The following is a 17,668-nucleotide window of genomic DNA, read 5'->3' as shown; positions in this document are numbered from 1 at the left end:
TGGTGGCGAGGCTGAGGGCGAAGGCGTTGGCTTCTACGAGGGACATTTTTCCGGCTCCTGTTCTGGAAGCGGGAAGCGATCCCCGCGTGACAGGCGCCCGATGTGTCCGGCCGAGGGCCGCAATCACCGTGAAGGCAAGGCCGAACCGGCGGCACGCTTTGCGTAGTCCGACCCTTTATGGGTTGATGGCATCAGGCCCTCGGACCGGACCAAGGAATTGCGCCGACAAACGCGGCGATTGGTTCCCTGTTCTCCATTCCAGGACGGGATGGGATGTGAATCTCGTGGTTCGCCGCCTTGCCCTCATCGACGCCACATCGGCGAAGCGGTCGTTCGATCAACGCGCCGAGAGGGACGGAAATCAGAGCGAATGACTTGAGGCGAGTGGAACTGGTGGCCCGTCACGCGGCGCCGAACTTCATCACCGGAATGCCCAGCCTGCGGGCCTTGTCGGCGAGATTGTCCTGGATGCCAGAGCCGGGGAAATGAATGACGCCGATCGGCAAGGTGTCGAGCATGGCGTCATTGCGCTTGAAGGGCGCGGCCTTGGCATGTCTGATCCAGTCCGGCCTGAAGGCAATCTGCGGCACCTTGCGACTGTGAGCCCATTTGGCCGCGATCAACTCGGCACCTTTTGGTGATCCGCCGTGCAGCAGGACCATTTCAGGATGTTTGCCATGGACTTGGTCTAGCTTGGCCCAGATCAGCAGATGATCGTTGAAATCGAGCCCACCGGTGAAGGCGACTTTCGGTCCGGGTGGCAACAGCACCTGGCTGTCTGCATGCTTCCTCGCGGCAACGAAGTCCCGGCTGTCGATCATTGCCGCGGTCAGGTTGCGATGGTTGACGACAGAGCCCGAACGCGGGCGCCAGATCGAGTGGGTGTGACGCTCGTAATGCTCGGCGGCCTGGTCGCGCATCAATTCGAAGGCGCTGCGGCGTTCGAGCAGTGTCTGACCTTGGGCGATGAGGCGCTCGAGCTCGACCGACTTGACCTCGGATCCGTCTTGTTCGCGCTGCAGCCGTTGCTGGCAAAGCTCGTTTTCATCGAGCTCGCGTTCGATCCGCTTGGTGGCGCGATGGAACAGATTGACCGTGCCCCACAGCAGCTCTTCGAGATCGGGCTCAAGGCGTGTGTCGGCCATCGCCACCAGGAGAGCGTCGAAGATGTCGGCGATGCTGGCTGCCACGACCCGGCCTTCGGGAAGCGGGCGCGGATCGGGTTCATCGTCGAAGGGACGGTAGCCGTAGAGCTGAAGCTCCTGCAGCACGTGGTCGATCGGTGATGATGCGGGTTGCGGCTCGAAGTCGGTATTGTGCTCGGTGCTCATGGCGGCTTGCCTTCGGGGGATCGGCCGCGCCCATCGCGGCCTTCATGGCGACGAAGGCGATGGACGGTCCGGACTTGCACCCGAAGCGCCAGCGCAGGGCCGGAACGGAAGTGAAGGATGGCAAAGCCCGGCTATTTTGCCTCGCGATGGAAAGGCCCGAAGACGGGGCCCCGCGCGATCCGACGCGTCGGGTGGCAAGGGCCGCCGGAAAATAGCCGAGCACGGCCATTGCCTGTCCGGACCGGCGGGCGCCCGATCGCCCTCTGGAAGGCCGTGGGCGGGCCCTCGCCCTAGCGAAGGTCCCCCTGCGACCCGAGCCACGCATCGCTGGCGCCCCCCTCTTCCCCTTTCCGGTCAGGCCGCCAGCTTCATGAAGCGTTCGACATCCTGCGGCGCGATCTGGACACGCAGGATCGCCCTCAATGCATCAGTACCGAGCAGACGCAGATCTTCGTTGAAGTCACCGAGCCGCGGTGTGAGCACCATCGCCTCGATACCGGCCGCGCCGGTGCGTTCAATGAGGGTTGCCACCGCTGCGTCGCCTGCCGGATCATTGTCGCGGGCGATGTAGAGCCGCCGCAATATGTCAGGGAATAGGATTGCGGACAGATGTGCCGCCGACAGCGCCGCGATCGCTGGCATGGTGGGCAGGAGAGAGCGTTGCGACAGCATGGTCTCGATGCCTTCGCCGGCGGCCATGACGTCGTGGCAGCAGCCGAAGCGGACGGCGTGTCCGAGCAGTTCGCCCATGGCCCGCCTCGGCGTGTCGATCGGAGCGCGGCCAAGATTGGCCGCGCTGAATCCGCCCGGATCAAGCCAGGTGCGGTGGGCGCCGGTGAGCTTGCCTCTGAGGTCGGTGACCGCCGCAATCATCGCCGGCCAGGTTTCGGTCAGGCCGCGCTCCGGACGATAATAGCAGCGCGGATGAAACCGAAGGCTCCCGGTTTCATGCAAGGCTGTAATCGCGCGTCCACGCAGATACGTCTCCACAAGTGTTCCTGGTATCGGCTGCGACATGGAGACCAGTCGCCGCGCCGCTTCGGGAGAGCCGCCAGCAGCAGGAACGGCTTGCTCCCGCCGGTCCTTTGGTCCGCTCGTCGTCAGGGGCATCGACAGAAAGCTGCGCGCCTCGTCGCAGACGTCCTTGAAATCGACAAGGCCAAGCGATTCCCGAATGACGTCCAGAAGGTCGCCGTGCTCGCCGGTGGCTGCGTCGGTCCATTTGCCTGCGGCGCCCTTGCCGGAAACCGTTCCCGTGAGACGGACAAACATCGAGCGCCCCGGCGCATTGCGGGCGTCGCCAACCAGCCAGTAGCGGCCTTCGCGGCGACCATTGAAGAGGTAGTGGCGGCAAACCACCTCCGCCCGCTGAGCGAGACGGCTTGCCAGTTCGGATGCATCGCGAGGCGGCATCAGCCGGCCTCCCTCTCGCTGATACGCTGTATCGGATGACGCTCGATGACCTTGGCGAGCACCGTGGGCCCGCTTGCGTCCGCGGGCACGAACATGCGCAGCTTCCAGGATATGATCTCATGGAAAAGTCCGTAGGCCGCGAGCCGCTCGCGCATGGTATCGGTAAAGCCGGACAGCTCGATGCGATAGGCGCCCATGACGCGGACGCGGCGCAGATGAAGTCCCTCGGCAAGGTCGAGCATCGTGCGCCCATCCGCAACGGCGTTGAAGGCATCTGATGCTGTGATCGCGCTGACACCGGTTGCGAGCGCGCCGGCGGCCCATGCGGCCGAAACCCTGCGTCCGATGATGCGCTCCCCCCAGTCGGTCTGGAGCCGATAGACCCGGCTCGATTCGTTTGGAAGTCGCTTCCAGATCGGCAGCAGCAGCCCCGCGACGATGTGGATGGTCGAGTCCGAGAAAGCCGGGACGCTCGCGACCTCGGCACTCCAGGCGGCGGTGAAGGTCTCGCGATCAGCTTGCTGCCAATGACTGTCCTCCATCATACGCAGGGAGGCATGGTGTTGTTCCATCGGCCGGATCAGCCTGACACGCCGTTCGATTTCGCCATCATCGAGCATGAACGATGGCGCGGGGACCTGCAGGGCAGCACGCCCTGAGCGTTCGTTGACCAGCAGGACAGCGCGCTGGTCGTCGAGCTGGGCGACAGCTTCCTCGACGGGCACGGGTCGATTGCGCTGGCGCTGATCGATGGTGAGGAGCTGCGTTTCGGCGCCGGTGCCCGGATGGGTGTAGATCGCCCGCCGGTCGGTGACGACGAAGCTCTCTGCTCGCAGCGTTTCGAGCCCAAGATCATAAATCCCAGCGGCGATGGCGCCTTCCACCTTCGCGGTAAGCAACTGCTCGAAAGCCGCGAACAGGATGTCCTGCAGTTCGATGGTGAGCGCCAGCAGTCTATTGAGGAAAGTGGTGATCGGCGGCAACTCGTCCTTGATGCCGTTCTCGTCCGTCAGCGTCAGCCCCGTGGTCTGCTCGAACAGCGTGAGTGAGCAGCCCTCGACCTTGCCGCGGACGATCAGCAGGTAGAGCTGGCGCAGCGCATCGCGCGCATAGTGCGATTCCAGATTGTCCTCTGGCCGGAACAGGCCTTGCCCGCCGGTCTGGCGCTGACCCCGCGTGATTGCGCCAAGCGTATCGAGACGCCGGGCAATCGTGGAGAGGAAGCGTTTCTCGGCCTTCACGTTGGTGGCGATCGGTCGAAAGAGCGGCGGCTGCGCCTGGTTGGTCCGATGCGTTCGGCCAAGGCCCTGGATGGCGGTATCGGCTTTCCAGCCAGGCTCCAGAAGATAGTGGATGCGCAGGCGCGTGTTCCGCGCCGAAAGCTCCGCATGGTAGCTTCGGCCCGTCCCGCCGGCATCGCTGAATACCAGAATGCGCTTGATGTCATCCATGAAGGCCTGCGTCTCGGCGAGATTGGCCGAGGCCGCGCGGACCTCGACCATCAAGCGTTCGCCCTTCCTGACGATGCGTCGCGACCGGCCCGTCACCTCCGCGACCATGCCGGTACCGAAGCGCTGGACGATCTGGTCGAGCGCGCCAGGAACCGGTGGTAAGCTCGCCAGCTTCTCGATCAGGGCCGTACGGCGCGCGACCGCCTCGCGGCTTTCAACGGGTTGGCCGTCGCGAAACACCGGCCGCGACGACAGGTTCCCTTCCGAATCCGTGAAGGGTTCGTAGAGTTGAGCTGGAAAGGAATGCTGGAGGTAATCGAGCACATATTCGCGCGGCGTAATGTCGACGCGGACATCGTTCCATTCCTGCGTCGGCACCTCCGCCAGCCTGCGTTCCATCAGCGCCTCGCCGGTGGAGACGATCTGAACCACGGTCGAATGCCCGGACTGGACATCCTGCTCGATCGAGCGGATCAGTGTCGGCGTCTTCATCGACGTCAGCAGGTGACCGAAGAAGCGCTGCTTGGCGCTTTCGAAAGCCGAGCGCGCGGCGGACTTGGCCTGGCGGTTCAACGTGCCGCTGTCGCCGGTGATGTTGGCGGCCTGCATGGCCGCGTCGAGATGGTTGTGAATGACCGCAAAAGCGCCGGCATAGGCATCGTAGATCTGCCGTTGCTCAAGCGTCAGTTGGTGCTCGACCAGTTCATATTCGACGCCGTCGAAGGAGAGCGAGCGCGCCGTATAAAGGCCAAGCGCACGAAGGTCCCGGGCGAGCACCTCCATTGCCGCCACGCCACCCGCCTCGATCGCCTCGACGAACTCCGCGCGGGTCGAGAACGGGAAGTCCTCGCCGCCCCAGAGGCCAAGCCTCTGGGCGTAGGCCAGATTGGCGACGGTGGTCGCGCCAGTGGCGGAGACATAGACTACACGGGCGCCGGGCAAAGCATGCTGCAGGCGCAAGCCGGCGCGACCTTGCTGTGAGGGCGCGACATCGCCACGCTCTCCCTTGCCGCCGCCGGCATTCTGCATGGCGTGCGCCTCGTCGAATATGAGCACTCCGTCGAAATCCGAGCCCAACCATTCGACGATCTGCCTGACGCGCGAAACCTTTTCGCCGCGGTCGTCGGAGCGTAGCGTGGCATAGGTTGTAAACAGGATGCCTTCCGGCAACGTGACGGGCCGCCCTTGCGGGAAGCGCGACAGCGGCGTGACCAGCAGACGCTCCATGCCGAGCGCGGCCCAGTCGCGCTGCGCGTCCTCGAGCAGCTTGTCTGATTTCGAGATCCATACAGCCTTGCGCCGGCCTTGCAGCCAGTTGTCAAGCACGATGCTCGCCGACTGCCGGCCCTTGCCGACGCCGGTTCCGTCGCCGATGAAGAAGCCGCGCCGGAAGCGCACGGCTGCCTGCGCGTCATCGGGTGCTGCTTTGACAACATCGAGCGTGTGGTCGACTGACCACGAACCGGCGAGAAACCCGCAATGGGCCTCGCCGGCAAGGATCACCGTTTCGAGCTGGGCGTCGGAGAGCGACCTCAGGATATCGTCGGGCAGGGTCGGGCGATAAGTGGGCTTTGGCGGCGCGACCGACGCCATCGCTGCGGACTGAACCAGCCTGGTCGGGTGAGCCTGTGAGCCGGGAATACGGATCGTCTGCAATCCATAGTCCTCGTAGATCGCGTCGGTCAGCCGTGCTCCCTCGTCGGGCGTCCAATCGACCGTCTCGTACGACAGTTCAACGCCGACGGGCTCGGACAGCTGCCGGTGAACTGGGCCTGTGACAGTGCGGGCGAGATAGCCGCGGACGGTCGGTGGAGTGGCGGGAACGACCTTGGCCGCTTCGGCGACCGGCAGCCGGGCCGGAACGTGTTCCTCGATCCAGCTGAGCAAGGTGGCGACATCCGGCGCAACGCCGAGTGCATTTGGGATGAGGGACGTATCACCAGCAGGCGTCTTGTCGATGACCGTCAGTCGGGTCTCGATCGTCGTGCCATGCTTGGCATAGACGGCGCCGCTGATCGTGGCGGTGAAAACGACACGACCATGCTCCTGGAGGCGCACGAATGCATCGCGCCACGCCGGCATCTCCGGCCCGAAACTCGCACCGGTGATGGAGACCAGCCGGCCCCCGTCAGCAAGTCGGGCGAGGGCTGAGGCGACATGGCGATAAGCCGCATCTGGGACGCGACCACGCACATTGGCGAGGACTGAGAATGGCGGATTCATCAGCACGACGGTGGGCAAGCTGACGGGATCGAGATGATCATCGATCTGGGCCGCGTCGAACCGCGTGACCGTAAGGGCCGGGAAAAGATTGGACAGAAGGCCCGCACGAGTCTCTGCAAGCTCGTTCAGGACAAGCGAGCCGCCCGCGATCTCGGCGAGGATGGCAAGCAGCCCGGTACCGGCGGAAGGTTCAAGGACCCGGTCGGACGCCGTTATGGCGGCCGCGGAGACGGCTGCGAGGCCCAGCGGGATAGGTGTCGAGAATTGCTGCAGCGCCTGAGTTTCCTCGGAGCGGCGGGTATGCGTGGGCAGAAGGTCCGCAATCCGGCTGAAACGCGGCAAGGCGGAAGTCACGGAGCCGGCCTTGCGCAGAAGCGACCTGCCGTATTTGCGAAGGAACAGGACGGTGGCGGCCTCGCAGGCGTCATAGGCCGTCTTCCAGTCCCAGGCGCCGCTTGTGTCGGATGCTCCGAATGAGGCTTCCATCGCGACTCGCAGGACGACGGCATCGACGCGCCGGCCGGATTCTAGGTGGGGGAAAAGACGCAGGGCTGCCGCGTAGACTGGTGCGGCTGGATCGACAGGCGCAGCGGCGGAAGAGACCGGGTTGCCGGTTAATGTCGGAGACAAGAAATTCATCGGAGTTCCTCTGGAGAGCGAGACCGGGAAAACCCATCGGCGCTCTCTCTGACCGGACGGGCTCAACCCGTTCCGGCCGGACACTCACTCTCACCACCGTACGCAGAAAACGCCCGGCACTCTTGCGAGAGCCGGGCGATGGGCGCGGAAGGAAAACGGCCTATTCGGCGGCGTCTAGCTGTTTTTCTTCCTGGTCGACCAAAGCGACATCGTTGTCACTTGCCAGGAATTCAGGCAGAGCTTGATCTTCGTCGCTAGCGTTGGTGTCGACTGCTTCGGCATCGAGGTCGACAAGCCGCAGAGGCTCGGGCAGCCAGCCACTATCGGCGAGCAGGCGTTCGGCTTCCTTGGCCATGTCGCCCTTCTTGAGGTGATCGATGAGCTGGGAGGCGCGCTCGCCGGCACCCTCGCGAACGGCTTCGAGGATACGCGCCTTGGTGACGCGGCCGAGATAGTTGCCGACAGTGGGGCGCCATCCCGCGGCGATCATGTCGAGCCCAACTGCCCGAGCAAGGTGATCGGCATCCGCAAGGCGCTGCTGGACGCCGTGCGCCGAGATGGCGCCGTTGCCGTAGCGATCAGCCCTTTCGTATAGGGCGTTGACGCCGAAGGATGCGCAATGAGCGAACAACTCAGTTTGCTCGGTACCCGTCAGTGCAGAGAGCGCGTCCCACAGGTCGGCGACGTCCGTTGGGAGACGCTTTTCCCAAGCCTCGTGGCGGGCCTGGATCGAGCGCGCATACGTCGTATCCCGAAGCCTTTCGGACTGGACCGGAAAGACGGTGCCACGGACAAAGACTTCCATCGCCACGCCTTGCGCGCTGAAGCGAGAGAAAGCGTCACGGACGAATTTGTGAAGCACGGCCAGAAAAGCGGTTGCGGGATCGTTTGCGAACTTGTCGCGCAGAGCCAGCGTGCGATCCGCGGTCAGTTCCATGATGAGCCGATCCGGCAATGGCTTGTTGCCATCCTCCTCATCATCGTCCGGGTCGACCGGCTGGCCACAGATGGTGATGATGGCCCGCCGAACCGAACCCGTCGCCTCGACGTCGGACCCGTCGACGTCGGGATGGTTGCCACCCTCGGGCGTAACCGGCGCCTCATCTTCGGGCTTTACGTAACCGCGCTCCACGAGAAGCGCTCCGTCGGTATCGATGCTGACGAAGACACCCGCACGCGCGATTTCCGCAAGATCGAAGCGAACGGGACGCGCCTCGATCGACTTGATCGCCTTTTCGATCTCGCCAAACCGCTGGTCGACGTCATCCGGCAACTCGTCGGCCTCCTCGTACTGCGCCTGAAGCTTGTCGAACTCTTCACGCAGCGCATCGAGCGTTGCCTGTTCGTCATCTGTGAGTTCGATCGGCGTGCCCTCAAGCTCGCGCAAACCGCTTGTAGCGCCATAGGGGAAGCTCACCGCGACTTCGATCCACTTCCAGCCCTCATTGGCGATCTCGCCGGCCATCGCCTTTAGCTTGCCACTGACCAGCCGTTCAAGCAGCGGTACGTCTTGCAGCCACCCGCCATCATCAGACTGGAACAGATCGCGCAGCACTTCGCCGCCTGCCGCCTCATAGCTTTCGAGGCCGACGAACACGGCCCGCTTATCGGATGCACGAACCGTCCCTTCCGTCAGCATGCGGCGGATCCGGTAGGGTTCCATCGACCAGTTGTTCTTGATCGCGTCCCAGACCTGCTCCTGTCGGGTGTGGTCGCTGCTAACGGAGAATGCCTCGAGCTGAGCGATCGTCATGCCGTCATCGGCGTAAACGTCGAGAAGCGCCGGCGACACGGTTGTGAGCTTGAGACGTTGCTTGACGATGTTGACCGAGATGAAGAAGGCGACTGCGATCTCCTCCTCCGACATGCCCTTGTCGCGCATATCCTTGAACGCGCGATATTGGTCGAGAGGATGAAGCGGAGCGTGTTCAATGTTCTCGGCAAGAGAGATCTCCGCGGCGGCTATCGGACCGGACGAATTTCCCACGACACAGGGAACGGACGCGGTCTTCGCGAGACGTTTCTGGTTCACAAGCATCTCGAGCGCGCGATAGCGGCGCCCACCGGCGGGGACCTCGAACATTCCGGTCTCCTCGCCGCCGGCATCGAGCACGGGACGAACATGAATGCTCTGGATGAGACCGCGGCGGGCGATCGAGGCCGCGAGTTCCTCTATTGAGACGCCGGCCTTGATATGTCTGACATTGGTCTGGGCGAGCACCAGCTTGTTGAAAGGAATATCGCGCGAAGGCGACAGGGTGATCTTCTGAGCAGCGTTAGCCATCAAGGTTTCTCCACGACGGGCCGCCGAGAGCCTCTCTCTCGGCCTTGAACCCGTCACGAAATCCCTTCAACCCTCTCCCTCTCCTACCAGCACGAGCCGGCACGCCGTTGTTCGACAACCGAGCCGGCACCGCGCGCACGCTTGGAAAGGCTTGTGGCCGTCAACGCGGTTTCCGCATGGCCGATAACGAGAGGGGATCGATGAAACGCGGCTAGCACTTGATACCTATGCCGATCGGCAGGGAGGCCGCGTGCAATCCGGAGGCGGAACCCTGTGAATTCAAGGCAGCCGGTCCGTGATCGACGGGACCGCGCTTGCTCTGGTCGCGTCAACGAAGGTTATGCTGCCCATCTATCGTTGGCCGCGTCCGCCTCGATGGATGCTCCGACCTCTTCCGGCAGATGGCCAAGAAGCCACTCCGCCGCCTTGCTGGCCTGGCTGGCGGCACGAACGATGGCGCGACTGTCCTCGCGCAGAACCTCCAGCCATGAGCCGATATAATCCGAATGCCGAACCGTGGGTACGATGCCCAAGGCCGCGCAGCAGAAGGCCGCGTTGATCTCTGCCACGAGTTCTTCGAACGCATATTTTCTGGAGGCGGTAGAGCCGGAGAATTTGCGATCCAGGCGTGAACTGTGACCAGTGGCATGTCCAAGCTCATGCAAGGCTGTCCGATGCCAATTGATCGGCTCGAAGAAAGCTTGGGGCGGAGGCACCTGGATATAATCGTGGGCAGGCACATGGAACGCCCTGTCGCCGCCAATACGGAAGTCGATACCGGTGGCCTTGATCAGCGCCTCGACCCGCGGTTCGATCGGGCTTGCCACCGACAGCGGGGCCGAAGCTGCGACTTCGTCAGGTAGTCCTTCACATTGCTCGACGTTGAAAAGGGTGAAGCGCTTGAGGAACGGTATGGCTTGAGCATCCTCGCCCGTCTCGCGAGCGCGCTTCTTCTCGTGATCCGGGACAAAACGATCGGCATAGACGACCGTTATCCCGTGCTCTCCTCTGCGGACGTTCCCGCGGAGCGCGAACGCCTGTCGATAGGTTATCCAATTCTGTGTTGGGAACCCGTGTTCGACGACAGCACCCCAGAGGATAAGTACGTTGATCCCGCTGTACGTGCGATGCGTGCTGGCATTCCGCGGCAGGGAAAGCGACGCTTTTATCGCAGACGTCCCCCATGGCTGAACCCAAGGAAAACGACCCGCTTCCAGCTCGGCAATTATCTTGCCAGTGATCTCGTCGTAGAGGTTCGGCCGGTCGGCGACGGCATGCGTTCGATTGGTCCGGACAGACATTGCGGTTCTCCGCCACGGGCGCCGAAGGCCTCTCCTTCCGCTTTCAACCCCGTCGCGAAAACCCGCCCCTCCTCTGACTCTCCGCCGGGAGAGCCCCTGCTCTCCCGACCAACGTAAAAAAGGGCGTACAAGGCGGAAGCACCGAAATGTCCGTCAGCGGGAATAAGTCAGTTCGGTGCTGGAGCAGGTTCGTGGCCCTGAGACCGGTTCAACAGGGCGGCCGAAGGAGCATCAGCATAGCGCCGCCGTGAGGCGGGATGCGGGACCGACCGCCCCCGGCGAAGGGCGCCATATGAAACTTTGCTCGCTAACCTGACCGCAAAACAGGAAGCGATCCGCCGCGCATGACGTTCGATCCGGGCCACAGCTAACCCTCACCGGCCGATATGTACGAAATGACCGCCCTGCATACGCTTGCCGGCTTTCCCCATTTCCATCCCTGAAGACCATCACCTTCAATTGTCTGCCTAGCGATGGAGGAATGGCGCCATGACTGGTCCCGGGAAAAGTGCAACAAAGCGGACGATCCGCCGCAAGGAGCTGCGCGAAATCGTACCTCTGGCCGACACCACAATCTATGAAATGGAACAACGCGGGCAATTTCCTCGACGCTTCGCTCTCACCCCTCGGTGCGTGGTTTGGGATCTGGCCGAAGTAGAAGCCTGGCTACAGGCTCGCAGGGCAGTTCCGATCCCCCGAGCGAGTCCTCCTGATGTGCGTTTACGGAAAACCTCTCCGGTCAGAGCGCGGGATCGGGCACAAATACCGTAAGCATCTAGGACCGATCGTCACGGTGCGGTGTCGATGATCAATCTGTTCGGGCACATTTGCCGCTGCGGCGGACGCATGGCGCCTCAAAGCCCACTGAGCAAGTCGCTCCAGCACCCGGTTTGGACTCCAGGTAGGCGTCCATGAAACCAGGTTGAGCGGCCGTGAACGTCGAAAGCCGCTAACCCGACATCCGGCACATCTGTGGTGACCATCTATCCTGCCGAAGATCAGCGATGCTCATGTCGGCACGATCACGCCGGCGGCGTGTGCCGTAGACTCCACCGCGGGCTTGCAACCGCCACTCATGCCCAATTCTCCAAGCATTCCGCCGGCGCGGGCTCGTCCAGTTAAAGCGCCGGATCAGGCTCCAAGATCGGCATCGACGGCGGGATCAGTGTCGGCACATGTTTCTTGCCACCGACCCAGGCATCGACGATATCCGACCATTCCTGCATCATGTGGCGGCGTTGCACCTCATATTCGGCCTTGTTGTAGACACCACGCGACGAGCGCCCGTCTTCGTGTGCCAAGCATTTCTCGATCCAATCGCTGTTGAAACCAAGTTCATTCAACAGCGTCGAGCCCGTTCGCCGCAGGTCATGAACCGTAAACGGCTCCAGAGGCAGTCCCTCGGACTTCGCCCGCTCGACGACCGCGTAGGTGACGCGGTTAAAGGTAGCGCGCGACATCGGAGCATCCGCATCGTACCGCGATGGAAGAAGGTATCTGGAATTCCCTGCACAGGTCTTCAGGGCAATCATGATGTCGAGCACTTGGCGTGACAGGTAGACGTTATGCGCCTTCGATCGCTTCATGCGTTCTTTCGGGATCGTCCAGACTGCATTTTCAAAATCGACCTCGTCCCACACCGCGTCCTGCAGCTCGCTTTTACGCACCATAGTGAGCAGATAAAGCCGCATTCCCAAACGGATCGTGGGAAGTGTGGGGATGTGCTCGAGCTGCTTCAGCATCACACGAATTTCCGAGGGCGAGAGCGAGCGATCCTTTGGCACGAACGTGGCAATCGACGCCGGCCCAACTTCATCAGCCGGATTGGACACCTTCTCCCCGTGCAGGATGGCGAAGCCGTAGATCTGCTTCAAGATATCTCTAACGTGGATAGCGGTCGCCGGAGCACCACGTTCGACGATGCTGCCGCAGTGGGCTCTTAGATCGTCCGGCGTGATCTCCGTCAGGAGTCGATTGCGCCAGGCCGGAAGCAGCTCTCGCTCGAAGATGGAGCGCCGCATGGCGCGCGTACTGTCGGCCATCGGCGCGGCGGTGAGCCACTTCTGCCCGAACTCGCCAAAACTCTTGGCCTCTTTCAAGCGGCGCTTCTCGCGCTGCTTCTCGATGGCCGGCGATCGTCCCTCGCGAACAGCGCGCTTCGCGTCGAGGCACTTCTCCCGGGCCAACGCGAGCGAGATGCCGTCTCTGCCATATCTGCCTAGATAGACCGTTTCACGGCGTCCATTCAGCCTGTAGTCCAGCCGAAACGAGATCGCGCCACTCGGCATGACGCAGATGTACATGCCGTCACGGTCTGCAATCTTGTAGATTTTCTGTTTTGGTTTCAGCGCCTTAAGGGCGACATCCGTCAGCATGCCTACTGCCTCCTGAAAAAGTACCGTCAGTACAATTTTGAGGCTTCGCGGCAGAAAATTCCTTTTTTCTTCAATGCCTTATGTGGCAAAAAAGTACCGTCACTAGCCTCATTGACTGTGACGGTACTCAGAAAATTGCGGGTGGGCAATATGTACGCGACCCGTCAGCCGGTCTGTCACAACCAATCTCTGCGTGCCGATTGTCGCTGATTGTCTCTGAAATGATTTATCTTTGTTTTCAGTATGTTACGTCGCAGATTGGCGTAGGTTCGGCGGCGTTTGAGTGGGCCTGAATCATTCCCACTCGATCGTCCCTGGCGGTTTCGAGGTCACGTCGTAAACAACACGGTTGATGCCCTTGACCTCGTTGATGATGCGGGTAGCGGCGGCGCCGAGGAAAGCCATGTCGTAGTGGTAGAAATCCGCCGTCATGCCGTCGACCGAGGTGACGGCGCGCAGCGCGCAGACGAATTCGTAGGTGCGGCCGTCGCCCATCACGCCGACGGTCTGCACCGGCAAAAGCACGGCGAAAGCCTGCCAGATGGCGTCGTAGAGGCCGGCTTTGCGGATCTCGTCGAGATAGATGGCGTCGGCCTCGCGCAGGATTTCGAGCTTTTCGCGGGTGATGCCGCCTGGGCAGCGGATGGCGAGGCCGGGACCCGGGAACGGATGGCGGCCGATGAAGCTTTCGGGCAGGCCGAGCTCCTTGCCCAGCGCCCTCACCTCATCCTTGAACAGTTCGCGCAGCGGCTCGACCAGCTGCATGTTCATACGCGCGGGCAGGCCGCCGACATTGTGGTGCGACTTGATGGTCACCGACGGGCCGCCGGTGAAGGAGACGCTTTCGATGACGTCGGGATAGAGTGTGCCTTGCGCCAGGAAATCGGCGCCGCCGAGTTTCTTGGCCTCTTCCTCGAACACTTCGATGAAGAGCCGGCCGATGGTCTTGCGCTTCTTCTCGGGGTCGGACTCGCCTTCCAGCGCCGAGATGAATTTTTCCGAAGCGTCGACCAGGATCAGCGGCAAATTGTAGTGCTGGCGGAACATCGCCACCACGCCCGCGGCCTCATCCTTGCGCATCAGGCCATGGTCGACGAGGATGCAGGTGAGCTGGTCGCCGACCGCCTCATGGATCAACAGCGCGGCGACGGAAGAATCCACACCGCCCGACAGCGCGCAGATCACCTTGCCCTTGCCGACCTGCTTGCGGATGGTCTCGACGGCATGCTCGCGATAGGCGCGCATCGTCCAGTCGCCTTCGATGCCGGCAATGTTGTGGACGAAGTTCCTGAGCAGCCTGGCGCCATCGGGCGTATGCACCACTTCGGGGTGGAACATGATGCCGTACATCTTGCGCGCGACATTGCCGAAGATGGCGAAGGGCGAGCCTTCCGACTTGCCGAAGACTTCGAACCCCTTGGGCAGCGAGATGACGCGGTCGCCATGGCTCATCCACACCTGGTGGCGCTGGCCTGGCGCCCACAGGCCCTCGAACAGCGGGCTGTCCTTCTCGATCTCGACGAAGGCGCGGCCGAATTCGCGATGGTTTGAGCTTTCGGCAACGCCGCCCATCTGCACGCAGAGCGCCATCTGGCCGTAACAGATGCCGAGCACCGGCACGCCGGCATCGAAGACGATCTGCGGCGCGCGCGGGCTGCCTATGTCCGATGTCGAGGCGGGACCGCCAGACAGGATCACGGCTTTGGGATTTATGCGCTTGAAGGCAGCTTCGGCCGATTGGAACGGCACGATCTCGGAAAACACGCCGGCCTCGCGGATGCGGCGGGCGATGAGCTGCGTAAACTGGCTGCCGAAATCGACAATCAGGACTGTATCGGGATGATTGGCTGTCGTCATGGCGAGCCTTTAGAGAAAGAAACGAGTCGGCGCAATGGGTTGTGTAACCCGACTTTCAGAGCGGCGACGGCTCGTCCCCAGGCTGTTCCTTGCGCAGAAGGCCGGACCCGATGGCCTGTTCGAGGCGCATGACAGCATCCGCCAGCTTCTCGTCGATGACATGCAGATATTCAGTCCAGCCACCGACATGCCTGAGATCAGCCGCGCCGTCGGAAATGCCGCGCAGGCCGATCAGCGGGATATCGAACAGCTGGCAGGCGCGCAGGCAAGCGAAGGTCTCCATGTCGACCATGTCGGCGGCGATTGCGTCATAGGCGCCACCGGTGATGATGGCGCCGCCGGTCGACAGGCTGGCCTGCTTGATGTCGGGAATCCGGAACGGCAGCGGCATGGCCACCGGCAGGTCGAGAAACGGCGTTGCGCCCTTCTCGAACCCTAAGGGCGAGGCGTCGATGTCGCGATAGCTGACCGAGACGGCCTGGTAAATTTCCGTCTGCTCCAGCGTGCGGCTGCCGGCGGAGCCGAGCGAAACGACGAGATCGGGCAGCGTCTTCTCGGATTTCAGCCAGGACAGTTCGGCGCCGAGGCGCACGCCTGCCTCGACCGGGCCGACGCCCGTCATCAGCGGCGTGAACAGTTTCTGCAGATGCGGACCGTACTCGGCCTGCGCGGCCATGACGAAGAGGACATTTTTGCCGCCAATGCGCGTAATTTTGGCCATCAGCCTGCAATCCCATCACGCCCGACCACCGTCATCATCGTCCCGGTCATCGTCGCAATGAGCTTGGCCTCGCCGTCGACGGCGAAGGCGTAGGCCTGGCCGTCGGCGACGATGATGGTGCGGCCGGGCTTGGTCACCGAGCCGCGAAACAGGAAACGCTCGCCCCTGCCCGGCGCCAAAAGATTGACCTTGAACTCGATGGTCAGCACACCAGAATTTTCCGGCATCAGCGAAAACGCGGCATAGCCACAGGCCGAGTCCAACGCCGTCGAAATCACGCCGGCGTGCAGGAAACCATGCTGCTGGGTGAGTGCCGCCGAATAGGGCATCTCGATCTCGATGATGCCTGGCGTCACCAGCGTCAGCTCGGCGCCGATCGTCGCCATCGCCTGCTGGCGCGCGAAGGACGCCCTGACGCGATCCTCATAATCTGGAGCCGGTACGATCTTTGCTGCCATGGCTGTCGCCCTGATTGATCTGCAAAGCTTATTGCAGAGGCTTGAACGCCGCGCAAATGCTTTTGCTGCACTGCAGCAAAGCGCCGCCTGCCATCAAGGGCGCAGAGCCGGCTGAAGACTGCCGATTTGCGGCAAGGCTCAGGCCGCCCGGCGCAGCGCGCAGAAATAGAACCCGTCAGTGCCGCTCAGCGCCGGCGACAGGGAGATGTCGCTTGTCTTGCCGATCCGCGCGGCCGCCGCATGACCGGGGAAGCTGATGTCCCAGAGCGCGCGATGATCTACCGGGGCAAAGCCCTTGTGCCGCTCGCGGAAGGTGGCGATCTGCTCGCCATTCTCGTCGTCGAACACCGAACAGGTGATGTAGACCAAGAGGCCACCAGGTTTGACATAGGTTTTAGCGGCATCGAGGATTGCCGACTGTTCGTTCTTGCGGGCATCGAGCTGTCTCTGTGTCAGCCGCCATTTGGCATCGGGACGGCGCCGCCAGGTACCGCTGCCGGTGCAGGGCGCATCGACGAGCACGATGTCCATATGGCCCGCAAGGGGGCTAAGTTCGGCCGGCTTGGTGACCACCTGCACGTTGCGGTTTTCCGAACGGCGGATGCGGTCGAAGATCGGCGCCAGCCGCGCCTTTTCGGCGTCGTGGGCGAAAACCTGGCCTTTGTTGGCCATCGCCGCCGACAGGGCCAGCGTCTTGCCGCCGGCGCCGGCGCAGAAGTCGAGCACCTGCATGCCGGCTTGCGCCCCGGCGAGTGCGGCGACGATCTGCGAGCCCTCGTCCTGGACCTCGAACCAGCCTTTCTGGAAGGCCGGCTCCGCCTGCACATTGGGATGCCGGCCATCGCCGTCGATGGGCGGAATGCGGATGCCTTGCAGCGCGATAGCGGCCGGTTTGGCGCCGGTGTCGGCGAGTTCCGCCAGCACCTTGGCACGGTCGGACTGCAGCGTGTTGACCCTGATGTCGAGTGGCGGGCGGGTCGCCAAGGCCGCGCCCTCCTCGACCCAGCCTGCGCCAAAGGCTCGCTCGAACAGCGGCGCGCACCAGTCGGGCACGTCTGCCCGCACCGCCTCCGGCGCGTCTTCAGGCCGGCGTTCGGCCAGCGCCTGCAACTCGGCGGCACTGAGCAGCGGCGGCGCGAACTTGTCGCCGTCGAGCGCATCGTTGAGCGATTGCGCCGTCTGGCTCCATTCGATCAGCAGCGCGCCGAAGCCGATGGCGCGCGGTGTGTCTTCACCCAGCAGCCAGCCGGCAGAACGCTTGTGGCGCAGCGCGTCGTAGACGATGTTGCCGATCGCCGCGCGGTCGCCACCGCCGGCAAAGCGATGCGACAGGCCCCAATCCTTCAGCGCATCGGCCACCGGCCGGTGGCGCCGGCCAATGTCTTCCAGCACTTCGATGGCCGCCGCCAGCCGTCCGCCCAGTCGCATTCGTCATTCCATCTATCGAGCTTCCCGGCCTGCTCTTAGAGCCTTTCACGTCGAGATTGAACCCCGCTTGATTTTCGTGGCAACGAGGCCATTCCGATCGCGGTCGGCGAATTTCCCCGGCCGGCAAATGTCCGTCCGCCGGCGACAATAAATCCCCAATAGATGCAGGGTCTCTAATGTTGATAAC

General features: G+C 63.0%; 11 protein-coding genes. 1 reads left to right on the top strand and 10 read right to left on the bottom strand.

The annotated features are described in order from the left end of the window. Nucleotides 1–401 precede the first annotated feature (401 nt). The 5 genes from ACYHH6_RS11665 to ACYHH6_RS11645 form a co-directional block, all read right to left on the bottom strand. Entirely contained in the window at nucleotides 402–1,331 is a 930-nt protein-coding gene (locus tag ACYHH6_RS11665) for a DUF2493 domain-containing protein (protein WP_352590873.1), read from the bottom strand. Nucleotides 1,332–1,685: 354 nt separating this feature from the next. Next, nucleotides 1,686–2,744 (bottom strand): DUF7146 domain-containing protein, encoded by a 1,059-nt coding sequence (locus ACYHH6_RS11660; protein WP_352590876.1) that lies wholly within the window; start codon nucleotides 2,742–2,744, stop codon nucleotides 1,686–1,688. Continuing rightward, nucleotides 2,744–7,057 (bottom strand): strawberry notch-like NTP hydrolase domain-containing protein, encoded by a 4,314-nt coding sequence (locus tag ACYHH6_RS11655; RefSeq protein WP_352590878.1) that lies wholly within the window; start codon nucleotides 7,055–7,057, stop codon nucleotides 2,744–2,746. The genes ACYHH6_RS11660 and ACYHH6_RS11655 overlap by 1 nt, the downstream gene beginning before the upstream one ends. Nucleotides 7,058–7,217: 160 nt before the next feature. Continuing rightward, the gene (locus tag ACYHH6_RS11650; protein ID WP_352590881.1) at nucleotides 7,218–9,341 is read right to left on the bottom strand and encodes a ParB/RepB/Spo0J family partition protein; all 2,124 of its coding nucleotides are present in this window, start codon (nucleotides 9,339–9,341) and stop codon (nucleotides 7,218–7,220) included. 338 nt (nucleotides 9,342–9,679) lie between these two features. Then, nucleotides 9,680–10,642 (bottom strand): ArdC family protein, encoded by a 963-nt coding sequence (locus ACYHH6_RS11645; RefSeq protein ID WP_352590884.1) that lies wholly within the window; start codon nucleotides 10,640–10,642, stop codon nucleotides 9,680–9,682. Between the two features lie 489 nt (nucleotides 10,643–11,131). Here ACYHH6_RS11645 and ACYHH6_RS11640 point away from each other — a divergent pair, with 489 nt between their 5' ends. After that, nucleotides 11,132–11,413 (top strand): helix-turn-helix transcriptional regulator, encoded by a 282-nt coding sequence (locus tag ACYHH6_RS11640; RefSeq protein WP_192250478.1) that lies wholly within the window; start codon nucleotides 11,132–11,134, stop codon nucleotides 11,411–11,413. 347 nt (nucleotides 11,414–11,760) lie between these two features. On the opposite strand, the gene ACYHH6_RS11635 is transcribed toward ACYHH6_RS11640, so the two are convergent. The 5 genes from ACYHH6_RS11635 to ACYHH6_RS11615 all read right to left on the bottom strand — a co-directional run bounded on the left by ACYHH6_RS11635 (nucleotide 11,761) and on the right by ACYHH6_RS11615 (nucleotide 17,481). Then, complete coding sequence (locus ACYHH6_RS11635) at nucleotides 11,761–13,017, bottom strand: tyrosine-type recombinase/integrase (protein WP_352590888.1); 1,257 nt, start codon at nucleotides 13,015–13,017, stop codon at nucleotides 11,761–11,763. A gap of 294 nt (nucleotides 13,018–13,311) precedes the next feature. Further along, on the bottom strand, nucleotides 13,312–14,874 hold the full coding sequence (guaA, locus tag ACYHH6_RS11630; RefSeq protein ID WP_192250469.1) for a glutamine-hydrolyzing GMP synthase: 1,563 nt from the start codon (nucleotides 14,872–14,874) through the stop codon (nucleotides 13,312–13,314). A 55-nt stretch (nucleotides 14,875–14,929) separates the two neighbouring features. Continuing rightward, entirely contained in the window at nucleotides 14,930–15,595 is a 666-nt protein-coding gene (locus tag ACYHH6_RS11625) for a 5'-methylthioadenosine/S-adenosylhomocysteine nucleosidase (protein ID WP_352590891.1), read from the bottom strand. Further along, complete coding sequence (locus ACYHH6_RS11620; RefSeq protein ID WP_013893903.1) at nucleotides 15,595–16,053, bottom strand: PaaI family thioesterase; 459 nt, start codon at nucleotides 16,051–16,053, stop codon at nucleotides 15,595–15,597. Before ACYHH6_RS11620 ends, ACYHH6_RS11625 begins: the two co-directional genes overlap by 1 nt. A gap of 138 nt (nucleotides 16,054–16,191) precedes the next feature. Further along, entirely contained in the window at nucleotides 16,192–17,481 is a 1,290-nt protein-coding gene (locus ACYHH6_RS11615; RefSeq protein WP_352590894.1) for an RsmB/NOP family class I SAM-dependent RNA methyltransferase, read from the bottom strand. Nucleotides 17,482–17,668: the final 187 nt, after the last annotated feature.

Source organism: Mesorhizobium sp. P171375 (assembly GCF_057786075.1).
This window is presented reverse-complemented; position numbering and strand designations above follow the sequence as displayed.